Annotated in this window: 26 protein-coding genes; 19 read left to right on the top strand and 7 right to left on the bottom strand. The window is 72.0% G+C overall.

Annotated elements, in window-relative coordinates; translation table 11 throughout:
* Positions 1-46 precede the first annotated feature (46 nt).
* Positions 47-919: an acyl-CoA thioesterase gene (locus V9U70_RS12370; protein ID WP_336674718.1), complete on the top strand. Its 873-nt coding sequence runs from the start codon at positions 47-49 to the stop codon at positions 917-919.
* Positions 920-937: 18 nt separating this feature from the next.
* On the opposite strand, the gene V9U70_RS12365 is transcribed toward V9U70_RS12370, so the two are convergent.
* A complete protein-coding gene (locus V9U70_RS12365; protein ID WP_419723970.1) occupies positions 938-1174 on the bottom strand; it encodes a DUF6011 domain-containing protein in 237 nt (78 codons plus the stop codon).
* Positions 1175-1275: 101 nt separating this feature from the next.
* Between V9U70_RS12365 and V9U70_RS12360 the strand changes: the two genes are divergently transcribed.
* Complete coding sequence (locus tag V9U70_RS12360) at positions 1276-1830, top strand: GNAT family N-acetyltransferase (protein ID WP_336674716.1); 555 nt, start codon at positions 1276-1278, stop codon at positions 1828-1830.
* Between the two features lie 14 nt (positions 1831-1844).
* On the top strand, positions 1845-2333 hold the full coding sequence (locus V9U70_RS12355) for a glutathione peroxidase (RefSeq protein WP_336674714.1): 489 nt from the start codon (positions 1845-1847) through the stop codon (positions 2331-2333).
* Positions 2334-2385: 52 nt separating this feature from the next.
* Here the strand turns inward: V9U70_RS12355 and V9U70_RS12350 are convergent, their stop codons facing one another.
* Positions 2386-3612 (bottom strand): acyl-CoA dehydrogenase family protein, encoded by a 1227-nt coding sequence (locus V9U70_RS12350; protein WP_336674712.1) that lies wholly within the window; start codon positions 3610-3612, stop codon positions 2386-2388.
* Between the two features lie 186 nt (positions 3613-3798).
* On the opposite strand from V9U70_RS12350, the gene V9U70_RS12345 reads away from it, so the two are divergent.
* Positions 3799-4458, top strand: coding sequence for a TetR/AcrR family transcriptional regulator (locus V9U70_RS12345; RefSeq protein ID WP_336674711.1), 660 nt, complete (start codon positions 3799-3801; stop codon positions 4456-4458).
* Between the two features lie 26 nt (positions 4459-4484).
* Here V9U70_RS12345 and def read toward each other — a convergent pair whose 3' ends face one another.
* A complete protein-coding gene (gene def / locus V9U70_RS12340; protein WP_336674709.1) occupies positions 4485-5030 on the bottom strand; it encodes a peptide deformylase in 546 nt (181 codons plus the stop codon).
* Positions 5031-5144: 114 nt separating this feature from the next.
* Here def and V9U70_RS12335 point away from each other — a divergent pair, with 114 nt between their 5' ends.
* The 9 genes from V9U70_RS12335 (at position 5145) to V9U70_RS12295 (ending at position 13025) form a co-directional block, all read left to right on the top strand.
* Positions 5145-6383, top strand: coding sequence for a MurT ligase domain-containing protein (locus tag V9U70_RS12335; RefSeq protein WP_336674707.1), 1239 nt, complete (start codon positions 5145-5147; stop codon positions 6381-6383).
* Between the two features lie 34 nt (positions 6384-6417).
* On the top strand, positions 6418-7146 hold the full coding sequence (locus V9U70_RS12330; protein WP_336674706.1) for a type 1 glutamine amidotransferase: 729 nt from the start codon (positions 6418-6420) through the stop codon (positions 7144-7146).
* Positions 7147-7287: 141 nt separating this feature from the next.
* Positions 7288-8313, top strand: coding sequence for a 6-phosphofructokinase (locus tag V9U70_RS12325; protein ID WP_336674704.1), 1026 nt, complete (start codon positions 7288-7290; stop codon positions 8311-8313).
* A gap of 127 nt (positions 8314-8440) precedes the next feature.
* On the top strand, positions 8441-9391 hold the full coding sequence (locus V9U70_RS12320) for a cytochrome c oxidase assembly protein (protein WP_336674702.1): 951 nt from the start codon (positions 8441-8443) through the stop codon (positions 9389-9391).
* Positions 9392-9457: 66 nt separating this feature from the next.
* A complete protein-coding gene (locus V9U70_RS12315) occupies positions 9458-9619 on the top strand; it encodes a hypothetical protein (RefSeq protein WP_336674700.1) in 162 nt (53 codons plus the stop codon).
* A gap of 164 nt (positions 9620-9783) precedes the next feature.
* Positions 9784-10500 carry a lysophospholipid acyltransferase family protein gene (locus V9U70_RS12310; RefSeq protein ID WP_336674975.1) on the top strand — a complete coding sequence of 239 codons (717 nt, stop codon included), beginning with the start codon at positions 9784-9786 and terminating at the stop codon, positions 10498-10500.
* Positions 10501-10585: 85 nt separating this feature from the next.
* Positions 10586-11614 carry an NAD-dependent epimerase/dehydratase family protein gene (locus tag V9U70_RS12305; protein WP_336674974.1) on the top strand — a complete coding sequence of 343 codons (1029 nt, stop codon included), beginning with the start codon at positions 10586-10588 and terminating at the stop codon, positions 11612-11614.
* Positions 11615-11678: 64 nt separating this feature from the next.
* Positions 11679-11900 (top strand): ATP-dependent Clp protease proteolytic subunit, encoded by a 222-nt coding sequence (locus tag V9U70_RS12300; protein WP_336674698.1) that lies wholly within the window; start codon positions 11679-11681, stop codon positions 11898-11900.
* A 654-nt stretch (positions 11901-12554) separates the two neighbouring features.
* Positions 12555-13025: a C40 family peptidase gene (locus tag V9U70_RS12295; protein WP_336674696.1), complete on the top strand. Its 471-nt coding sequence runs from the start codon at positions 12555-12557 to the stop codon at positions 13023-13025.
* Positions 13026-13171: 146 nt separating this feature from the next.
* Here the strand turns inward: V9U70_RS12295 and V9U70_RS12290 are convergent, their stop codons facing one another.
* Positions 13172-13603 (bottom strand): ATP-binding protein, encoded by a 432-nt coding sequence (locus tag V9U70_RS12290; protein WP_336674694.1) that lies wholly within the window; start codon positions 13601-13603, stop codon positions 13172-13174.
* 235 nt (positions 13604-13838) lie between these two features.
* Here V9U70_RS12290 and V9U70_RS12285 point away from each other — a divergent pair, with 235 nt between their 5' ends.
* The gene (locus V9U70_RS12285; RefSeq protein WP_336674693.1) at positions 13839-14735 is read left to right on the top strand and encodes a helix-turn-helix domain-containing protein; all 897 of its coding nucleotides are present in this window, start codon (positions 13839-13841) and stop codon (positions 14733-14735) included.
* An 18-nt stretch (positions 14736-14753) separates the two neighbouring features.
* Positions 14754-14993, top strand: coding sequence for a DUF397 domain-containing protein (locus V9U70_RS12280; RefSeq protein WP_336674691.1), 240 nt, complete (start codon positions 14754-14756; stop codon positions 14991-14993).
* 44 nt (positions 14994-15037) lie between these two features.
* Here V9U70_RS12280 and V9U70_RS12275 read toward each other — a convergent pair whose 3' ends face one another.
* Complete coding sequence (locus V9U70_RS12275) at positions 15038-16201, bottom strand: 8-amino-7-oxononanoate synthase (protein WP_336674690.1); 1164 nt, start codon at positions 16199-16201, stop codon at positions 15038-15040.
* A gap of 244 nt (positions 16202-16445) precedes the next feature.
* Here V9U70_RS12275 and bioB point away from each other — a divergent pair, with 244 nt between their 5' ends.
* The 4 genes from bioB (at position 16446) to V9U70_RS12255 (ending at position 20677) form a co-directional block, all read left to right on the top strand.
* On the top strand, positions 16446-17732 hold the full coding sequence (gene bioB, locus V9U70_RS12270) for a biotin synthase BioB (RefSeq protein ID WP_336674688.1): 1287 nt from the start codon (positions 16446-16448) through the stop codon (positions 17730-17732).
* 10 nt (positions 17733-17742) lie between these two features.
* Complete coding sequence (locus tag V9U70_RS12265; protein ID WP_336674687.1) at positions 17743-19101, top strand: adenosylmethionine--8-amino-7-oxononanoate transaminase; 1359 nt, start codon at positions 17743-17745, stop codon at positions 19099-19101.
* Positions 19102-19106: 5 nt separating this feature from the next.
* A complete protein-coding gene (bioD, locus tag V9U70_RS12260) occupies positions 19107-19808 on the top strand; it encodes a dethiobiotin synthase (RefSeq protein WP_336674686.1) in 702 nt (233 codons plus the stop codon).
* A 158-nt stretch (positions 19809-19966) separates the two neighbouring features.
* Entirely contained in the window at positions 19967-20677 is a 711-nt protein-coding gene (locus V9U70_RS12255) for a class I SAM-dependent methyltransferase (protein ID WP_336674685.1), read from the top strand.
* Positions 20678-20763: 86 nt separating this feature from the next.
* Here V9U70_RS12255 and V9U70_RS12250 read toward each other — a convergent pair whose 3' ends face one another.
* Positions 20764-21135 (bottom strand): fic family toxin-antitoxin system, toxin component, encoded by a 372-nt coding sequence (locus V9U70_RS12250; RefSeq protein WP_336674684.1) that lies wholly within the window; start codon positions 21133-21135, stop codon positions 20764-20766.
* Positions 21132-21359: an antitoxin gene (locus tag V9U70_RS12245; RefSeq protein WP_336674683.1), complete on the bottom strand. Its 228-nt coding sequence runs from the start codon at positions 21357-21359 to the stop codon at positions 21132-21134. The genes V9U70_RS12250 and V9U70_RS12245 overlap by 4 nt, the downstream gene beginning before the upstream one ends.
* Positions 21360-21432 lie beyond the last annotated feature (73 nt).

Genomic DNA, 21432 nt, shown 5'->3' with positions numbered 1-21432 from the left:
CGACGGGCGCAGCGGCGCACGGGGCGCGGAAGTGGAGAGTGAGCACATGACGAATCCGGCGGAACAGTTGGTCGGCCTTCTCGACCTGGAGCGGATCGAGGTGGACATCTTCCGCGGCCGCAGCCCCGAGGAGTCGCTGCAACGGGTCTTCGGCGGCCAGGTCGCGGGCCAGGCGCTGGTGGCGGCCGGCCGGACCACGGACGGGGAGCGGCCGGTGCACTCGCTGCACGCCTACTTCCTGCGGCCGGGCCGCCCGGGGGTGCCGATCGTCTACCAGGTGGAGCGGGTGCGGGACGGCCGCTCCTTCACCACCCGCCGGGTGACGGCCGTCCAGAACGGCCGGACGATCTTCAATCTGACGGCCTCCTTCCACCGCCCGGAGGAGGCCGGCTTCGAGCACCAGCTGCCGCCGGCCCGCATCGTCCCCGACCCGCAGGAGCTGCCGACGGTCGCCGACGAGGTGCGCGAGCACCTGGGCGGGCTGCCGGAGGCCCTGGAGCGGATGGCCCGGCGCCAGCCGTTCGACATCCGCTACGTCGACCGGCTGCGCTGGACGAGCGAGGAGATCAGGGACGCGGACCCGCGCAGCGCGGTGTGGATGCGCGCGGTGGGCCCGCTGGGCGACGACCCGTTGGTCCACACCTGCGCGCTGACGTACGCGAGCGACATGACCTTGCTGGACGCGGTGCGCATCCCGGTGGAGCCGTTGTGGGGCCCGCGCGGCTTCGACATGGCGTCGCTGGACCACGCGATGTGGTTCCACCGCCCGTTCCGGGCGGACGAGTGGTTCCTGTACGACCAGGAGTCGCCGGTGGCCACGGGCGGCCGGGGGCTGGCGCGGGGACGCATCTACGACCGGTCGGGGCAGCTGCTGGTCTCGGTGGTGCAGGAGGGCCTGTTCCGGCGGCTGAAGGCTTAGGGCCGGGACGCCCGAGGCTCAGGCGCCCGGCAGCGGGTCCTGTTCGACCTCGTGGCGGCGGGTGCGGATGGCCGGCGGCGCGGGGTGCAGCTTGGCGTCGCAGGAGGGCCCGAGGCCGGCCCGGCGGGAGCCCGCGCCGGTGAGGGGGCGGCCGCAGAGGCGGCAGCGGACCACGCGGCGGCCCACCGCGTCACCGGTATGCTCCTGCGGGTCGACTGCGGGCAGCGGCGCGGGGAAGAGTTCGGGAGACTGCACAGGGGGAATCCTCCCTCATCGCACGGCACAGGGCGAAGGGCCCCGAGCGGTGCGCCCGACCGTCCCCCTGTGAACGTTCCGCTGGAAAGGACCCCTGCCCCATGACCGAGATCGTGCACGTGACCGGCCCCGAACTGGTCACGTACGCCGACGAGATGGCCGAGCTGCTGGTGGAGACCGTCGAGGAGGGGTCCTCCGTCGGTTTCCTGGCCCCGCTGGAGCGGGAGGCGGCCGCCGTCTGGTGGCGGGAGCGCGCGGCGGCCGTCGAGGCCGGGCAGCTCGCGCTGTGGATCGCCCGGGAGGGCGGACGGGTGTCGGGGACGATCGCCCTGGTCCGGGCGCCGCTGCCCAACGCCCGCCACCGCGCCGAGGTCGCCAAGCTGATGGTCCGGCCCTCCGCCCGCGGCCAGGGGCTCGGCCGGGCCCTGCTGGACGCGGTGGAGGCCTACGCGGCGTCCGAAGGGATCACCCTGCTGATCCTGGACACCGAGACCGGCAGCCCGGCCGAACAGGTCTACCGCAAGGCGGGCTGGACGGCGGTCGGCAGCGTGCCGGGATACGCGGCCGATCCGGCGGGCAGCCTGAAGCCGACGACCTTCTACTACAAGGAGCTCGCCGCCGTGCGGGCGGGCGGCACCACGAGCACCACGCGATGACCAGGGAGAACTTCATGACGCTGCACGACATTCCGCTGCGCACCCTCGCGGGCGAGCCGACCACGCTGGGCGCGTACGACGGCCGGGCGGTCCTGCTGGTGAACGTGGCCTCCCGGTGCGGGCTCACCCCGCAGTACGAGGGCCTGGAGCGGTTGCAGCAGACGTACGGGGACCGGGGGCTGACGGTGCTCGGCGTTCCCTGCAACCAGTTCGCCGGGCAGGAGCCGGGCAGTGCGCAGGAGATCCAGGCCTTCTGCTCGACGACGTACGGGGTCAGCTTCCCGCTGCTGGAGAAGACCGACGTCAACGGCGCGGGACGGCACCCGCTGTACGCGGAGCTGACGAAGCTGGCCGACGGGGACGGCGAGGCCGGGGACGTCCAGTGGAACTTCGAGAAGTTCGTGATCTCGCCGGCCGGTGAGCCGGTGGCACGGATTCGCCCGCGCAGCGAGCCCGAGTCCGCGGAGGTCGTCGCGGCGATCGAGGCCCAGCTGCCCGCGTGAGCCGGGGCGGGGGCCGTCCGGGANGTCCCGGACGGCCCCCGCCGGCGTTCGGCTATCGGATCGGCACGCCCGCCAGGGTCCGGGCGATCACCAGGCGCTGGATCTCGCTGGTGCCCTCGAAGATGGTGTAGATCGCCGCGTCGCGGTGCATCCGCTCGACCGGGTACTCGCGGGTGTAGCCGTTGCCGCCGAGGATCTGGATCGCCTGCGCGGTGACGTCCCTGGCGGTCTCGCTCGCGTAGAGCTTGGACATGGAGCCCTCGGCCGAGGTGAAGGGCTTGCCCGTGGTGGCCATCCAGGAGGCGCGCCAGACCAGCAGCCGAGCGGCGTCGATCCGGGTGCGCATGTCGGCGAGCTGGAAGGCGATGCCCTGGTTGTCGATGATGGGGCGGCCGAACTGGCTGCGCGTCTTCGCGTAGTCGAGGGCGACCTCGTAGGCGGCGCGGGCGGTGCCCACGGCCATCGCGCCGACGGCCGGCCGGGAGGCCTCGAAGGTGGCCATGGCCGCGTTCTTCACCCGCTCGCCGTCCGTCTTGGCGCGCTCCCGGGCACGGGCGATGCGCTCGTCGAGCTTCTCCTTGCCGCCGAGCAGGCAGTGGCCGGGGACGCGGACGTCCTCCAGGACCACCTCTGCGGTGTGGGAGGCCCGGATTCCGTGCTTCTTGAACTTCTGCCCCTGGGAGAGCCCGGGGGTGTTCGGCGGCACGATGAACGAGGCGTGGCCCTTGGACCCGAGGTCGGGGTCGACGACGGCGACGACGACGTGGACCGCGGCTATGCCGCCGTTGGTCGCCCAGGTCTTGGTCCCGTTGAGGACCCACTCGTCCTTGGCCTCGTCGTAGACGGCCCGGGTGCGCATCGAGGCGACGTCGGAGCCGGCGTCGGGCTCCGAGGAGCAGAACGCGGCGAGCTTGACGTCGTCGACGTCGCCGTACATCTGCGGAATCCAGGTGCCGATCTGCTCCTCGGTGCCGTTGGCGAGGACGCCGACGGCCGCCAGGCCCGTGCCGACGATCGACAGGGCGATGCCCGCGTCACCCCAGAACAGCTCTTCCATAGCCATGGGGATGCCGAGCCCCGTAGGGTCGAAGAACTGCTGGGCGTAGAAGTCGAGGGAGTAGATGCCGACCTTGGCCGCTTCCTGGATGACGGGCCAGGGCGTTTCCTCACGCTCGTCCCACTCCGAGGCCGCAGGGCGGATGACATCCGCCGCGAAGCCGTGGAGCCAGTCGCGAACCTGCTTCTGGTCGTCATTGAGCTCAAGCGTGAACTCGGCCATGTTTCCCCTCCAGCGGTGCGGCGGACAGGCAAGGGTTACTTGCGGTAACAACAGTGTGTTACCGGCAAGTAGCAACTGTCAACCGCTCCGGAGCTGGTCACTCGCCCCGCCAGGCGGGGTGTTACGTTGCGCAGGCGTGCAGGAGTGATGCGACGACATCGCGTGGCCAGGGGTGGGAGAGACGACATGGAGACCGCACGAGGCGCCGAGCGGCAGCCGAGCGCGGCCAGGAGCCGCCGCCGCGAGCTGCTCGAAGCAGCCGACCGGGTGGTGCTCAGGGACGGCCCGAAGGCCTCGATGAACGCGATCGCAGCCGAGGCCGGGATCACCAAGCCCATCCTCTACCGCCACTTCGGCGACAAGGGCGGGCTCTACCGCGCGCTCGCCAAACGCCACACCGACGCGCTCCTCAGCGCTTTGCGCGCGGCCCTGGACGCCCCCGCCGACCGCCGGAAGCGGGTGGAGTCGACGCTCGACACGTACCTCGCCGCGATCGAGGCGCGCCCCCAGGTCTACCGCTTCCTGATGCACCCCTCCGACTCCCCCGCCGGCACGGCGACCCCCGCCGAGCAGGGCTTCGACGTCGGCCGGCACTCCGCCCCCCTGCTGCGGCGGCTCGGCGAGGAGCTGGGCCAGGTGATCGCGGAGCGGGTGGACCTCGGGCCGGACAGCGAGCAGACGGCCCGGATCTGGGGGCACGGGATCGTGGGCATGATGCACGCGGCGGGCGACTGGTGGCTCGGCGACCGGCCCTGCTCCCGGGAACGTCTGGTGAGCAGCCTCGCCGATCTGCTGTGGGGCCGGCTCGCGGCGGCGGGCGACCTCCAGGGCGGCCCGGGGTTCTGACCTGGTCGCCGGGACGCCGGCCGCGCTCAGCCCCCGCGGCTCCAGGGCGCCCGCCGGGCCGCACGGAGTGCTCTGGCCCTGCGCAGGCCGGTCAGCCGGTCGGTGTAGACGGTGCCCTCCAGATGGTCGCACTCGTGCTGGAGGCAGCGGGCGAACCAGCCGGTGCCCGCGATCCGCACCGGCTCGCCCGCCATGGTCAGCCCCTCGACGACCGCGTGGTCGAAGCGTTCCGTGCCCGCCTCCAGGCCGGGAAGTGACAGACAGCCCTCCGGTCCGCGTACGGTGAGTCCGTCCGCCTCGACCAGTGCGGCATTGACCACGTGTCCCAGATGGCGGACATCGTCGTCGTCCGGGCAGTCGTAGACGAACACCTTGAGCGGGACGCCGATCTGGTTGGCGGCGAGCCCGACACCGTGCGCGGCGTACATCGTGGCGAACATGTCCTCGACCAGCCTCGCGAGCGACGGCCCGAAATCCGTGACGTCCTCGCAGGCGCGGTGGAGCAGCGGGTCACCGAGCAGACTCATCTCGCGGACCAGTCCGGAGCTGCCGGGGATCGGGCGGTTGCGCATGGCGGTAAGCGTACGTTCCGCCGCCGCCGGGGAGTTCCCGTGGTGCCGCGGTGCGGTCGCCGCGCCGGACATCGATAGGCTGGGCGTGGACCGATGCAAGGAGGATCTAGGACGATGGCAGGCAACACGGAGCCGTTGTCGCCGCGGGCCAAACTGGCCGTGACGGCGGGCAAGGCCGCGGCGGCGGTGTCACGCGCCGCGGGGCGGGGCAGCGGATCGGTGATCGGCGGCCGGGTGGCGCTCAAGCTCGACCCCGACCTGCTGGGGCGGCTGGCGCAGCACCTGGACGTGATCCTCGTGTCGGCGACGAACGGCAAGACGACCACCACCCGGCTGATCGCCGAGGCACTGCGGGCCGCGGGCCCCGTCGTCTCGAACGCGCTCGGCGCGAACATGCCCGCGGGCATCACCTCCGCGCTCGCCGGCGGCTCGGACGCGAAGTTCGGCGTCATCGAGGTCGACGAGAAGTATCTGGCGGGTGTCGCGCGCGACACCACGCCGAAGGCGATCGCGCTCCTCAACCTCTCGCGCGACCAGCTGGACCGCGCGGCGGAGACCCGGATGCTGGCCGAGCACTGGCGCGAAGGCCTGTCCGGCTCCAAGGCCGTGATCATCGCGAACGCCGACGACCCGTTGGTCGTCTGGGCGGCCTCCTCCTCGGCCAATGTGGTGTGGGTCGCGGCCGGGCAGGCGTGGAAGGACGACGCCTGGTCCTGCCCGTCGTGCGGCGGCGTGATGCAGCGTCCGGGCGACGACTGGTTCTGCGGGCAGTGCGGCTTCCGCCGCCCCGCCCCGAGCTGGGCGCTCAACGGGGACTACGTCCTGGACCCGCACGGTTCGGCGTGGCCGATCCACCTCCAGCTGCCGGGCCGGGCGAACAAGGCCAACGCCACCAGCTCGGCGGCTGTGGCAGCCGTCTTCGGAGTGCCGCCCCAGGTCGCGCTGGAGCGGATGTACCAGGTGCAGGCAGTGGCCGGCCGGTACGACGTGGTGACCTTCCAGGAGCGCGAGCTGCGACTGCTGCTGGCCAAGAACCCGGCGGGCTGGCTGGAGACGTTCTCGCTGATCGACCCGCCGCCGACGCCGGTGATCCTGTCGGTGAACGCCCGCGGCGCGGACGGCACGGACACCTCCTGGCTGTGGGACGTGGACTACACCCAGCTGGCCGGCCACCCGATCTTCGTGCTCGGCGACCGCAAGCTGGACCTCGCGGTCCGCCTGGAGGTGGCCGGTCTCGACTTCCGGGTCTGCGAGAACCTCGACGAGGCCGTGCGGTACGCCCCGCCCGGCCGCATCGAGGTCATCGCCAACTACACCGCCTTCCAGGATCTGCGCCGTCGTGTCGGCAACTGACCCCGGCCCCGGCCACCTCCGGAGAGGACGAAGCATGAGCAACAACGGTCTGCGTCTGGTCTGGGTCTACCCCGACCTGCTCAGCACCTACGGCGACCAGGGCAACGCGCTGGTCGTGGAACGACGCGCCCGGCAGCGCGGGCTGGACGTCCAGCGCGTCGACGTGCGCAGTGACCAGCCGGTGCCCACGTCCGGTGACATCTACCTGATCGGCGGCGGTGAGGACCGGCCGCAGCGGCTGGCGGCCGAGCGGCTGCGCCGCGACGGCGGACTGAGCCGCGCCGCGTCCAACGGCGCGATCATCTTCTCGGTCTGCGCCGGCTACCAGATCCTCGGGCACGAGTTCGTCAACGACCTCGGTGAGCGCGAGGCCGGTCTCGGCCTGCTCGACGTGGTCTCCACCCGCGGCGAGGGCGAGCGATGCGTCGGCGATGTGCTCGGGGAGATCGACCCGCAGCTCGCCCTGCCGCCGCTGACCGGGTTCGAGAACCACCAGGGCGTCACCCACCTCGGCCCCACGGCGCGGCCGTTGGCGCGCGTGCAGTTCGGGCGCGGCAACGGCACGGGGGACGGCACGGAGGGTGCGTACAACGACACGGTCTTCGGGACGTACATGCACGGTCCGGTGCTGGCCCGCAATCCGCAGATCGCCGATCTGCTGCTGAAACTGGCCCTCGACGTGAACGCCCTGCCGCCCACGGACGACCGCTGGTACGAAGCGCTGCGCGCCGAGCGGATCGCCTCGGCGACCCAGCCCGCCTGAGTCGATTTCCGCTCAACCGAGCGGAGTCCAGCAGGCGGACGGCCGGTTCGGCCCCGCCACCCTGCGCCGGTAGGGTGGCGGGGATCTCCCACCGGACGACGTGGTCCGGTCGTCGACCCACGTTGCAAAGGTTCTCGGGCCATGCGCATTGGCGTACTCACTTCCGGTGGCGACTGCCCCGGCCTCAACGCCGTCATCCGTTCCGTCGTGCACCGTGCGGTGGTGGACCACGGCGACGAGGTCATCGGTTTCCACGACGGCTGGAAGGGCCTGCTGGAGTGCGACTACCGCAAGCTCGACCTCGACGCGGTGGGGGGCATCCTCGCCCGCGGCGGCACGATCCTCGGCTCCTCCCGCGTCCAGCCCGCGCATCTGCGTGACGGTGTGGAGCGCGCCCGCGGGCATGTCGCCGACCTCGGACTGGACGCGATCATCCCGATCGGCGGCGAGGGCACCCTCAAGGCGGCGCACCTCCTCTCGCAGGCCGGGCTTCCCATCGTCGGAGTTCCCAAGACCATCGACAACGACATCGCCTCCACCGACGTCACGTTCGGTTTCGACACCGCCGTCGGGGTGGCCACCGAGGCGCTGGACCGGCTGAAGACCACCGCCGAGTCCCACCAGCGGGTGCTGATCGTCGAGGTCATGGGGCGTCACACCGGCTGGATCGCCCTGCACTCCGGCATGGCCGCCGGCGCCCACGCCATCGTGGTGCCGGAGCGCCCCTTCGACATCGACGAGCTGACCGAGCTGGTCGGCAAGCGCTTCTCCGCGGGCAAGAAGTTCGCCATCGTGGTGGTCGCGGAGGGGGCGAAGCCGCGTGCGGGCTCCATGCAGTTCGAGCAGGGCGCCAAGGACGTCTACGGCCACGAGCGGTTCGCCGGAGTGGCCACGCGGCTCTCGGGGGAGCTGGAGCAGCGGCTCGGCAAGGAGGCCCGCCCCGTGATCCTGGGTCACGTGCAGCGCGGCGGCACTCCGACGGCGTACGACCGGGTCCTGGCGACCCGGTTCGGCTGGCACGCGGTGGAGGCGGCGCACCGGGGCGAGTTCGGCATGCTGACCGCGTTGCGCGGCACCGACATCACCATGGTCCCGCTGGCGGCCGCGGTGGAGACGCTCAAGACGGTCCCCGCCGAGCGGTATGCCGAGGCGGAGTGCGTGCTCTGACGTCGGGCGCCACCCGGTCCCTCAAACCGCCCCCGGCCGCAGTAGCGGCCGGGGGCGGTTCTACTCTGGTCCGGACAACCGGCACGAAACAGGGACGTCTCCGGACGCCTCCATCGGGAGTGAAGAGATGGATCACAGCGGGCACGGCATGACCATGGATCTGCCGCCGTTCACGCTGGGGCGGGGGCTGGAGATCTCCGCCGACCCGTTCTTCCTGACCGGCTGCGTCCTCGCGCTCGTCCTGTACGGGTACGGCGTGGTGCGGCTGCGTCGGCGCGGGGACGGCTGGCCGGTGGGCCGGATCGTGTTCTTCGGCGCGGGGGTGCTCAGCATCGCCCTGGTGATGTGCACCAAGCTCAACGACTACGGCATGGTCATGTTCAGCGTGCACATGGTGCAGCACATGGTGATCAGCATGCTGTCGCCGATCCTGCTGCTGCTCGGGGCCCCGGTGACGCTGGCGCTGCGCGCGCTGCCGCCGGCCGGCCGGGGGCGGACCGGGCCGCGCGAGGTGCTCCTGAAGCTGCTGCACAGCCGCTACATGAGGATCATCACGCATCCGGTGTTCACGATCCCGCTGTTCATCGCGAGTCTGTACGCGCTGTACTTCACTCCGATCTTCGACTTCCTGATGAGTTCCAAGCCGGGCCACCTCGGGATGATGGTGCACTTCCTCGCCGTCGGCCTGATCTTCTTCTGGCCGATCATGGGCGTCGACCCGGGCCCGCACCGGCCCGGCTACGTGATGCGGATGCTGGAGCTGTTCGCCGGAATGCCGTTCCACGCGTTCTTCGGGATCGCGCTGATGATGGCGTCGACGCCGATGGTGGAGACGTACAGCGATCCGCCGGCCTCCCTGGGCATCGACGCGCTGAGCGACCAGAACTGGGCCGGGGGGATCGCCTGGGCGTTCAGTGAGATCCCCTCCGTGCTGGTGCTGATCGCGCTGGTCTTCCAGTGGTACCGCTCCGAGCAGCGCACCGCCCGGCGCTCGGACCGGGCCGCCGACCGCGACGGCGACAAGGAGCTGGCGGCGTACAACGCCTATCTGGCCTCCCTGCAGGCGCGCGGGCAGTAGCGCCGGGGGCGCGTCCGGGGTGACCATGGGGACAACGGCCGCGCGGCCGACGAGGAGCGTGCGCGCATGTCCGGATCGACGAAGACCATGGGATACCTGACCGTCGGGGCGCTGGTCGCGGTGACCGCGTACACGGTGGCGCTGGGAAGCAGCGGCTGGCTGTGGTTCGGCTGGGTGGTGCTCGGCCTGTGCACCCTCGGCTTGCTGACGACGCAGGACACCTCCTGAGAGCCCGGCACGCCTGCCGGGCCCGATGGCGGGTACGAGCCGGGTGACCGGATCGCCACGGTCGCCCGGTGGCGCCGGGCGCTTGCCCGGACGGCGCCAGCACCACCGTGAACCGGCCCCACGCAGTCCTGACATCCACCCGGCAGAGCGAGGTGCACCCCCAGGTGTTCTATTACGTCCTGAAGTACGTGCTGCTAGGCCCGGTGCTGAGGCTGCTGTTCCGCCCCCGTATCGAGGGGCTGGAGAACATTCCGGACGAGGGCGCGGCGATCGTCGCGGGCAACCATCTCTCCTTCTCCGACCACTTCCTCATGCCGGCCATCATCAAGCGCCGCATCACCTTCCTGGCGAAGGCGGAGTACTTCACCGGCCCGGGGCTCAAGGGCCGGCTGACCGCGGCGTTCTTCCACAGCGCGGGGCAGATCCCGGTCGACCGGTCGGGCAAGGACGCCGGGCGGGCGGCGATCCGGGAGGGGCTCGGGGTGCTGGGCAAGGGGGAGCTGCTGGGGATCTACCCGGAGGGCACCCGGTCGCACGACGGGCGGCTGTACAAAGGCAAGGTCGGGGTCGCGGTGATGGCGATCACCGCGCAGGTCCCGGTGGTCCCGTGCGCCATGGTGGGCACGTTCGAGATCCAGCCGCCCGGCCAGGTCGTGCCGAAGATCAAGCGGGTCGCGATCCGGTTCGGCGAGCCGTTGGACTTCTCGCGCTACGCGGGCATGGAGGACCAGAAGGCCGCGATCCGTGCGGTGACGGACGAGATCATGTACGCGATCCTGGGCCTGTCCGGGCAGGAGTACGTGGACGAGTACGCCGCGAAGGTGAAGGCGGCGGAAGAGGGAACCGCGCAGCCCAGGAAGTTCCCCGGGCTGCGACGCTGACGGCGGATACGCCGCGGGCGTAGGAAGGCGGCCTGCCGGGGCCGCGGCTCGTAGCGTCGTGTTCATGAGCAACGGACACGTATGGGTGCTGGGAGCGACGGGCCAGATCGGGCGGGCCGCGGTGGACGCGCTGGTCGCGGACGGCTGGGAGGTGACGGCCGCTTCACGGGGCGGCGGCCGGGACGAGCGGTGGGGGGACGGGGTCCGGGCGGTGGCGCTCGACCGCGACGAGGACGGCGCGCTCGGCAGGGCGCTGGGCGACGGTTGTGACGTGCTGGTCGACCTGGTCGCGTTCGACGGGGGGCACGCCGGGCAGCTGGCCGGGCTGGCCGGGCGGATCGGGTCCGCCGTCGTGATCTCCAGCGGGGCGGTGTACGAGGACGACAGGGGCCGCAGCTTCGACACACAGGACCGCCGCGACGGCTTCCCCCGCTATCCGGTGCCGGTGCCCGAGACCCAGCGCACGGTGGAGCCGGGGGACGGCTCGTACGGGACCCGCAAGGTCGCTCTGGAGGGGCAGCTGCTGGCGGCGGGCGGGGCCCTGCCCACGACGCTTCTGCGGGCGGGAGCCGTCCACGGCCCGTACTGCCGAACGCCCCGCGAACTGTATGTCGTGAAGCGGCTGCTCGACGGGCGCGGTCGCCGGGTGCTCGCGTACGGCGGCAAGAGCCGCTTCCACCCGGTCCATGTGTCCAACGTGGCGGAGCTGATCCGGCTGGCCGCCCGGCGTCCCGGGTCCCGGGTGCTGAACGCGGCCGATCCCGAGGCCCCCGCCGTGGCCGACATCGCCTCGGCGATCGACGGGGTGCTCGGGCGGGAGACGGAGACGGTGCTGATCGACGGCGCGCCGGAGGGGCACGTCGGGGAGACGCCCTGGAGCGGAGCTCACCCCGTGGTGTACGACATGACCGCCGCGGCGGAAGAGCTCGGGTACCGGCCGGTGACGGGATACGCCGCGTCGCTGCCCAGGACGGTCGAGTGGCTCGCCGGGGAGCTGGCCGGGCGCGACTGGCGGGAGGCGTTCCCGAAGATGCTCGCCCACTACGGCGAGGGGCTCTTCGACTACGCGGCGGAGGACGCCTGGCTGGAGGCGCACGCCCGCCGACGCCGCTGAACCGACGACCCCCGCAGTGGCCGTCGGCCCGTCCGCTTCACGCATCCGGGAGAGAGGCATCGCCATGATCCGCCCCGCCGCCCGTCACGTCCTTCCGGAGTTCACCGAGCACACCTCGACCGGGGCCCGGACCTGGGACCGGCACACGGGCCGGAGCACGGAGCGGATCACCGCCGACATCGAGCGCGCCACTCTTCTCGACGCACCGGCCTCGCGCGCGTTCGGGCTGGTGGACCACGTCCTGGAGAGCCGCTCCCCCTCTCGACCACCGCACGGCGCGGGGTGATCCGCCGGCGCCGGCGCCGCGTTTCCCGCATCCTCCCGCGCCGACGCGCCGAGGGCGAGTTCGTCGACTGCCACCTGGCCGCGCTGGTCCGCGCCGGGCCGCCGTGCCGCCGCCCGCCAACTGACCGGCCCCGCACGCCGGAAGCGGACCGCTCATCGGGCCCCGCGACACGCCCGGCCCCCTCGACGGATTTCCTCGCTCGTTCGGCGCAGCAGATCACTCGCACGAATGACAGCCCAACTTGCGTTTAGCACGCGGACCGTACTCGAATCGCATCCTTTCTCCGCAGGTACGAGGCCGGCCGCCCGGCACCTTGGAGGGCGCGCATCCCACGTGTCCACCCGATTGGTTCATTGGTGATGAGACTCACAAAGCGCCGTTTCAGCTCGGAAATCCGACACTGAGTGAGTCAAGATCCCTGAGACGACAAGCCCCCGCCACCGCGGCGGGGCGGTCCGGGCGGACGCCGAGTCCTGCCGCCGCCCGGATGACTGGTCGACAGAAGTGGATCGGCAGGAGTGGAGGACCCGAGCACTACGGGCCGACCGGGAGACCGGCAGGCCCTCGGGGTGAAGCCGCCGAGCGCGGCCGGGCAACTTCGCCAGCCCGAACCCGACAGGTCATCCTTCACAGGCGGCTGACGAAGGGTTGCGCATGACTGCGCAGGTTCATGTCCCGTCTCTGTTCGCCCGGGCCGGCACGGCCTCGCTCCTCACCCTGGCCGTGACCTCCTCGATGCTGGCGCCCGGCCTGGTGGACGAAGCCGAGGCTGCCACCCACTCGACGAAGGCGCTGAAGGTCGCCGCGTCGAAGAAAGGGGCTCCCTACCAGTACGGAGCCGCCGGCCCCCGTCGCTTCGACTGTTCGGGGCTGACGATGTACTCGTTCAAGAAGGCCGGCAAGAAGCTGCCCCGCACGGCACAGCAGCAGTACAACAAGACCCGCCATATCCCGAAGTCCCAACGCAAACGCGGTGACCTCGTCTTCTTCCATTCCGGGCGCAGCGTGTACCACGTGGGCATCTACGCCGGGGCCGGCAAGATCTGGCACTCCCCCAAATCGGGAGACGTCGTGCGGCTGGCGAAGATCTGGTCCAAGAGCGTCTGGTACGGACGGGTCCGCTGACCCACCGACCGGACGCTCTTCCCGTGCGGGAGGCACGGGCTGTCCGCACCGGCCGGAGGTCTTCTCCTCGGGAAGGCGCGGGCGACCCCCGTCCGCGCGGCGGCGGGCCGCGACGCCACCGTCGGCACTCGGCAGCGCGGCGCGGCTCAGCCCGGGATCGGCAGGACCCAGGGCAGAACGATCCAGACCGTCTTGCCCCCCTCCGCGGTGGGGGTGATCTGGAGGCGTCCACCGCGTTCCTTGGCCAGCGCCCGGATGATGACCATGCCGCGCCCGTTGTCCTGCCGTACGGCGGCGGGCAACCGCTGGGGCCAACGGGGGTGACTGTCCGTCACTCCCAGGCGCAGTTCCTCGTCGCGATCGAGACGCAGATCCACCGTGAAGGTCGGTGACTGGCCGAACGTGTGCTGCACGGCGTTGGTGGCCAGCTCCGAGACGATCAGCCGGACGACGTCGGCGAACTCGGTGCCGTCCGGCAGGCCCCATGCGGCCAGGGTCGTGGCGACATGTCTGCGGGCCGAGGAGACCGAGGCCGGATCGCTCGGCAGCGTGACGGTTGCTTCCTGATGGTCTGCCATGGCGACGCCGTCCCTTCCCCACCCCGATCGACCGGTGGTCGTCCGGGCTTGTGCTTCGCGCCAGACTGCCACTGATGAAGCTCCCTGTAACGGTGTTCAGCCAAGATATGCATATATCTGTCGCTCGAAGCGGTGAATCCGGGGACCGCACGGCATGGACGGACGGCACACTGGCCTCCCTGCGGGGCCGATTCCGGCAGGGGGTCGGTCTCCCGCACAGCGGAAGGAGACCGCGATGCTGCACGGCCCCGTCGTCCGGAGGCGCAAACTCGGTGAGGAGCTGCGCAGTCTGCGCCACGCCTCCGGGCTGACCAGCCGGGAGACGGCACGGCTGCTCGGCTGGCACCAGTCGAAGGTGAGCCGCATCGAGACGGGTGCGAGCGGGGTGACGCCTGCCGACGTCTCCCGGCTGCTGGACGTCTACGCCGTGCGCGACGCCCAGTTGCGGGCCCTGCTCGAAGTCCTCGCGGGTTCGGCGGGCGGCGGCGGTTCGGGGTGGTGGCACGCCTATCGAGGGGTGATCCCCCCGCAGTACCGCGACTTCATCAGCCTGGAGTCACAGGCCGACACGGTCCGGACGCTGGAGACCTCGGTCGTGCCGGGGCTGCTCCAGACCGCGGGCTACGCCCGGTCCGTGACCCGGGCGTCGCTGGACGGGTTACCCGACGCCCGGCTGGACTCCCTGGTCGAGATCCGGCTGACCCGGCAGCGGGTGCTGCGCGCGAGTCCGCCGCTCCGGTTCACCGCCGTACTGGATGAGGCGGTGCTCCACCGCCAGGTGGGCGGTCCGGAGGTGATGGGGGACCAACTGGCACATCTCTGCCAGGTGGCCCAACTGCCCCATGTGCACATCCATGTACTTCCGTTCTCGGTCGGCGGGTACATCGGACTCACCAGCCCTTTCGTAGTTTTCTCTTTTCCGAACATTTCTGATCTGGATGTGGTCGTCCTTGACCACTTGACGAGTAGCCTTTACCTGGAGCGGAAAGAAGACCTTGAGGCGTACAGCTCGGCCTTCCGCACCTTGCAGGCGCACGCGCTGTCGCCCGAACACTCGCTGGACCTCATCACCGCGATCAGCCGCCGCCAGGCGGGCCCGGGCCGCCCGGCCGGGTTCCATCGGACCGTTTGACTGCCCGAGGGGGGCGCCATGTCCGACCGTCTCGCACCGCCCGACGCACCACAGCCGTCATCCGGGACACCATCCGGTGTTCCATGGCGGCGCAGCAGCCGCTCGACCGGGATGAACAACTGCGTGGAGACGGCCCGCTTCGGCGACGCCCTCCTCGCCGTACGCGATTCGAAGGCGGTGGGCCGGGGCGCGCTGCGCTTCTCAGCCACCGCCTGGGCCGCCTTCGTGACCGGTCTGCACGGGGAGAGAACCGGCTGATCCGTGAGCGGCGCGGCGCACCGGCACGCTGGTACCGGTCGGCCTCAGCCGCTGAGGTCCGTGCCGGCCTGCCGGGGAGCGGTGGCCACGACCGTGGCCACCGCGGTGGTGATCTGCTCCTCGGTCAGGTCGGCCCGTGCCGTCAGCCGCAACCGGGAGACCCCGTCCGGGACGGACGGCGGGCGGAAGCAGCCCACCGCCGTCCCCGCCGCGCGGCAGTCGGCCGCCCATCGCACCGCCGCGTCCGCCGACGGAGCACGGACGGAGACCACGGCCGCGTCGGGGCGGACCGCGGTCAGTCCGGCGGCGGTCAGCCGCGTGTGGAGGGCCGCGGCGACCTGGCGTGCCCTGGCGGCCCGTTCGGGCTCCCGACGCAGGACCCCGAGGGCGCCGAGCGCGCCGCCTGCCGCCGCCGGTGCGAGGCCGGTGTCGAAGATGAACGTGCGGGCGGTGTTCACCAGATGCTCGATGACCCGTGCCGGTCCCAGCACCGCGCCTCCCTGGCTGCCCAGGGACTTGGAGAGGGTGAGGGTGGCCACGACGCCGTCGCGGCCCGCCAGTCCGGCGGCGGCGAGCGCACCGCGTCCCCCCTCCCCCAGGACGCCGAGGCCGTGGGCGTCGTCCACGAGAAGGGCCGCGTTCGCGGGGCGGCACGCTTCGGCGAGGTCGGGCAGCGCGGCGGCGTCCCCGTCGACGGAGAAGACCGAGTCCGTGACGACGAGCGCCCGCCCTCCGTGGGCCCGCAGCGCCTTGGCGACGGCCTCCGGGTCGGCGTGCGCGACGACGGCGGTCTCGGCACGGGAGAGCCGGCAACCGTCCACGATCGAGGCGTGGTTGCCCGCGTCCGAGACGATGAGCGAGCCGCGCCCGGACAACGCGGTCAACGCCGCGAGGTTGGCGGCGTAACCGGAGGAGAACACGAGGGCGGCCTCGAAGCCGCAGAAGTCGGCGAGGTCCCGTTCGAGGTCGGCGTGCAGGGCGGTGGAGCCGGTGACCAACCGGGAGCCCGTGGAGCCCGCCCCCCAGCGGTGGGCGGCGGCCGCCGCCGCGGCGGTGACCTCCGGATGCCGGGTGAGACCCAGGTAGTCGTTGCTCGCGAGGTCCAGCGACTCCGGTCGGGCGCCCCGCGGACGCACGGTGCGCACGAGTCCGGCGGCGGCCCGGCGGCGGGCCTCGTCGTCGATCCAGTCGAACGGGGTGAAGGGCATGGGGCGCTCCTCGGAGTAGGCGGTCCCGGCGCGGGCGGACGCTCGGCAAGCGGTCCCTGGGCGAGCGGACCTGGGAAGGCCTTGTGCACACGGCCCGTTCTCAGGCGGTTCCTTTGTAGGCAGCCAACAGACCCTAACCGGGGGCGCAGCGGGTCAGGGTGTGGCAATACACACACGCTCGCCGGGGTCTCCTGTCTGGTTCCTCCTTGGCTGGAGGCGGTGCCGTAAGCCAGGATCATCTTCCATGGACCTGCTGAACACGCTGGTGGACAAGGGGCTGCGGCGCGAACTGCCGACCCGCGAAGAAGCGCTCGCCGTACTGGCGACCTCCGACGACGCACTGCTCGACGTGGTGGCCGCCGCCGGGAAGGTGCGCCGTCAGTGGTTCGGGCGACGCGTCAAACTCAACTACCTGGTCAATCTGAAGTCGGGGCTCTGCCCCGAGGACTGCTCCTACTGCTCGCAGCGGCTCGGTTCGAAGGCCGGAATCCTCAAGTACACGTGGTTGAAGCCGCACGAGGCGTCCAAGGCCGCGGCGGCGGGCGTGGCGGGTGGCGCCAAGCGGGTCTGCCTGGTGGCGAGCGGGCGGGGCCCGACGGACCGGGACGTCGACCGGGTCTCGAAGACCATCGAGGCGATCAAGGACGAGAACGAGGGGGTCGAGGTCTGCGCCTGCCTCGGCCTGCTCTCCGAGGGGCAGGCCGACCGGCTGCGTTCGGCGGGGGCCGACGCCTACAACCACAACCTCAACACGTCCGAGGGGACGTACGAGGCGATCACCACCACGCACACCTATGCGGACCGGGTGGAAACCGTTCAGCAGGCCCAGGCGGCCGGGCTCTCCGCGTGCTCGGGACTGATCGCCGGGATGGGCGAGAGCGACACGGACCTGGTCGACGTCGTGTTCGCCCTGCGGGAGCTGGACCCGGACTCGGTGCCGGTGAACTTCCTGATCCCGTTCGAGGGGACCCCGCTCGCTGCGGAGTGGAACCTCACTCCGCAGCGATGCCTGCGCATTCTGGCGATGGTCCGCTTCGTCTGCCCCGATGTCGAGGTGCGGCTCGCGGGGGGCCGTGAGGTGCACCTGCGTTCGATGCAGCCGCTGGCGCTGCATCTGGTGAACTCGATCTTCCTGGGCGACTACCTGACCAGCGAGGGCCAGGCGGGGCAGGCCGACCTGGACATGATCGCGGACGCCGGGTTCGAGGTGGAGGGCGCGGGCACGACGACGCTGCCCCGCCACCGTGCGGACGTCCCGGGCGGCTGCGGTACGTCCCCCGAGCCGGCCGGATGCGGTGCACACGAGGGCGAAGGCGGTTGCGGGCCGTGCGGCGGCCACTCGGCCGTGGCCGGGGAGGCGGAGCAGACCGGAGAGGCGGAGCAGGCCGCGGCGGCGACCGGCGAGAGCGTGCCCGGCCCGCAGCCGGAGGGCGCCGCGGGCGCTCGGGCCCAGGGTGCGCCGGGGGCGCGTACGGATCTGGTGGCGGTGCGCCGGCGCGGTGCGGGAACGGATCTCGCACCCAATGCCTGAAGAGCGCGCCATGCCTGACGAGCACGCCCCCGCGCGCGTCGTCCCTCCGCTCTCCGCGCTCCCTGCCCCGAAGCCGTACGCCCCCGATGAGCTGCGGGCGCTGGACCGTGCCCACGTGTGGCACCCTTACGGGCCGATGCCGGGCCGCCAGGAGCCGCTGATCGTGGAGTCGGCCGCCGGTGTACGGCTCCGGCTCGCCGAACCCGTCGAGGGCCGGAGCGAGTTGGTGGACGGCATGTCGTCCTGGTGGTCGGCGGTGCACGGCTACAACCATCCGGTCCTCAACGAGGCGGCACGCGGCCAGCTGGACCGGATGAGCCATGTGATGTTCGGCGGGCTCACCCACGAGCCCGCCGTCCGGCTGGCCACCCGGCTGGTGGAGATCACACCCGAACCGCTGCGGCACGTCTTCCTGGCCGATTCGGGGTCCGTCTCCGTCGAGGTCGCGGTCAAGATGTGCCTCCAGTTCTGGCGTTCGGCCGGACGCCCGGCCAAGCGGCGGCTGCTGACCTGGCGCGGGGGTTACCACGGGGACACCTGGCAGCCGATGTCGGTGTGCGACCCGCAGGGCGGCATGCACGAGCTGTGGTCGGGCTCCCTGCCCCGTCAGGTGTTCGCCGACGCCCCGCCGGACGGCTTCGACGCGGAATTGGACCCCGCCTACGTACGTCATCTGCGGGAGCTGATCGCGCGTCACGCCGACGAACTCGCGGCGGTCATCGTGGAGCCGGTGGTGCAGGGGGCCGGCGGGATGCGGTTCCACTCCCCCGCCTATCTGCGGGTGCTGCGCGAGTTGTGCGACGCGTGGGACGTGCTGCTGGTCTTCGACGAGATCGCTACCGGTTTCGGGCGTACGGGCAAGCTGTTCGCCGCCGGGCACGCCGGCGTCTCCCCGGACGTGATGTGCGTCGGCAAGGCGCTGACCGGCGGCTATCTCACGCTGGCGGCGACCCTGTGCAGCTCCCGGGTGGCCGAGGGCATCTCCCGCGGCGAGGTGCCGGTGCTGGCACACGGCCCGACGTTCATGGGCAATCCGCTGGCCGCCTCCGTGGCCTCGGCCTCGGTGGACCTGCTGCTCGGACAGGACTGGGAGGGCGAGGTGGCGCGAATCGGTGCGGGCCTGCGCTCCGGTCTGGCGCCGGCGTGGGGCGTCGCGGGGGTCACGGATGTGCGCGTCCTGGGCGCGATCGGGGTCGTCCAGCTCGACCACGAGGTGGACATGGCGGCGGCGACGCGGGCCGCCGTGCGCGAGGGGGTGTGGCTGCGGCCCTTCCGCGACCTCGTCTACACGATGCCGCCGTACGTCACCGGCGACGACGACGTGGCACGGATCTGCCGTGCCGTGTGCGCTGCGGCGCGGGAGGGCTGACCGCGATGGACTCGATCGTGGTGGTGTCCGGTACGGGCACCGAGATCGGCAAGACCGTGGTGACCGCCGCCGTGGCAGCGGCCGCGCGGGGCCTTCGGGTGGCGGTGCTGAAACCCGCGCAGACCGGCCTCGCCCCCGGCGAGCCGGGGGACGCGGCCGAGGTGGCACGCCTGGCGGGCGAGCACGTGACCCCGGTCGAACTGGCGCGGTTCCCAGAGCCGTTGGCCCCGGCCACGGCCGCCCGGCGGTCCGGGCTCGCCCCCGTACGGCCGCACGAGGTCGCGGAGGCGGCTCAGAAACTGGCGACCGAGCACGATCTGGTCCTGGTGGAGGGGGCGGGCGGGCTCCTCGTCCGGTTCGACGACGAGGGAGGCACTCTCGCGGACGCGGCCCGGCTGCTGGGTGCCGCGGTGCTGGTGGTGGCGCCCGCGGGGCTGGGCACGCTCAATGCCACCGCGCTGACGGCCGAAGCGCTGCGGAGCAGGGGGCTGCGGTGCCGGGGCGTCGTGGTGGGCAGCATGCCCGCGCGACCGGACCTGGCCGCCCGGTGCAACATCGAGGACCTGCCCGTCGCGGCCGGCGCGCCCCTGCTGGGTGCCGTGCCGGCCGGCGCGGGGTCCCTGCCGGGTGACGTCTTCGCCGCCAGGGCCCCGGGGTGGCTGGCACCCGAGCTCGGGGGGACCTGGTCCCCCCACCGCACGGGGTGAAGCCACGGACGTATGCCCCGACGCACTCGTCCGCGCAGGGCGACGGCGCGGTACGTGTACGGGGAAAGCGTCGGGCCGCCCGGCAGCGGCGGAGAACGGCGGGCCCACGGGGGAGAATGGCAAAGGAGCCGTACGCCCACTCCTCACGGAGGCCCCTCATGCAGCCGAGCAGCGGGAAGACCATAGGGGAGGCCGTGCACCACCCGGTCTTCGCCCGGTTCTACGCCCGGATGAGCGTGACCGCCGACCTCAAGGGCGGCATCGCCGCATACCGAGAGGAGCTGCTGTCGGGGCTCTTCGGCCGCGTCATCGAGATCGGTGCGGGGAACGGGCTGAACTTCGCCTACTACCCGGGCGCCGTCTCGGAGGTCGTGGCGCTGGAACCGGAGCGCTCGTTGCGGCAGCTCGCCGTCCGCTCCGCCCTGCACGCCGATGTGCCGGTGGACGTGGCGCCGGGTGTGGCGGAGGCGCTGCCGGCGAAGAGCGAGAGCTTCGACGCCGCCGTGGCGTCCCTGGTCCTGTGCACGGTCCGGGATCTGCCGCACGCGCTGGCGGAGATCAGACGGGTCCTGCGCCCCGGTGGCCAACTGCGCTTCTTCGAACACGGGTTGGCGCCGGGCAGAGTGTTGGCTGCGACGCAGCGAGCCGCGGACCGGACGCTGTGGCCCCTCCTCTTCGGGGGCTGCCACACCGCCAGGGACCCGTTGGCCGCCATCGAGGCGGCGGGCTTCGAGCTGGGCGCGTACCGCAGACTGCGGATTCCCGAGAAGGGCCTCCAGTTCCCCACCTCCCCCTGCGTCCTGGGCGTCGCCCGCAAGCCGTTCACGGCCGACCGGAGTCCAGGGCTCCGAGGCCCGCGCCCGGGGTGAGGAGGAGATGCGCCGCGGCCACCGTCACCGCCCTGCCGCCGGTCACCGCCCGCCTCGGCCGGTCGGATTCACGCACGCGGCTGGGCTCATACGCTCCACTGCCGCAGCTCGTCCGCGATGGCTCGCACGTCCGCCTTCCCCTGCTTCACCAGCAGCGCCAGGTCGCGGACCTGCTCGGGAGAGGTGATGACCTTGAGGCCGGAGGCGACGAGGTAGCCGTACGCGACGGCCGAGGCGAACATCGCGTTGGAGCGTTCGAGAGCGGGCACATGCAGGAGCAATTGCAGCAGAGCGGCCGCCCGCAGGTGCGGGTCGCTGTAGACGGGGCTGCCGAAGATCTCCGCCTCGTGCCGTGCGACGGCGGCGACGAGCGCGCCCCAGTCGACGACCTGAGGGTCTCCGGGCGTCTTGTGCTCAGCGACCATGAGGAGCCAGGAAAGGTCGATCCGAAGGTTCAACGGGTGCCTTCGCGCTCCGGGCCGAACTCCTCGGCGAACACCGACTCGTACTGTTTCATGAAGTCGGCGGCGGCCTCGACGAAGGTGTGCCCCACTTCGCCCGCGTCCTGCTTGACGAGTTCCTCTATATAGCGGTTCACGCTCATCCCCCTCTGCAGCGCGCGCTGCCGCGCGGCCTCGGCGGTGGCCTCTTCCACTCGAACGTTCAGCTGAGTCTTGGGCACGCCTCCCACGCTAGCGCGGTCCCGCTAGCACCGGCAAGGGGAGGACACCGGCGCGAGGAGCGACAGGAGGGGG

This window comes from Streptomyces pratensis (assembly GCF_037137275.1).
Taxonomy (GTDB): domain Bacteria; phylum Actinomycetota; class Actinomycetes; order Streptomycetales; family Streptomycetaceae; genus Streptomyces; species Streptomyces pratensis_B.
The sequence above is the reverse complement of the archived record's forward strand: the minus strand, read 5'-3'. Positions and strand labels throughout refer to the sequence as shown.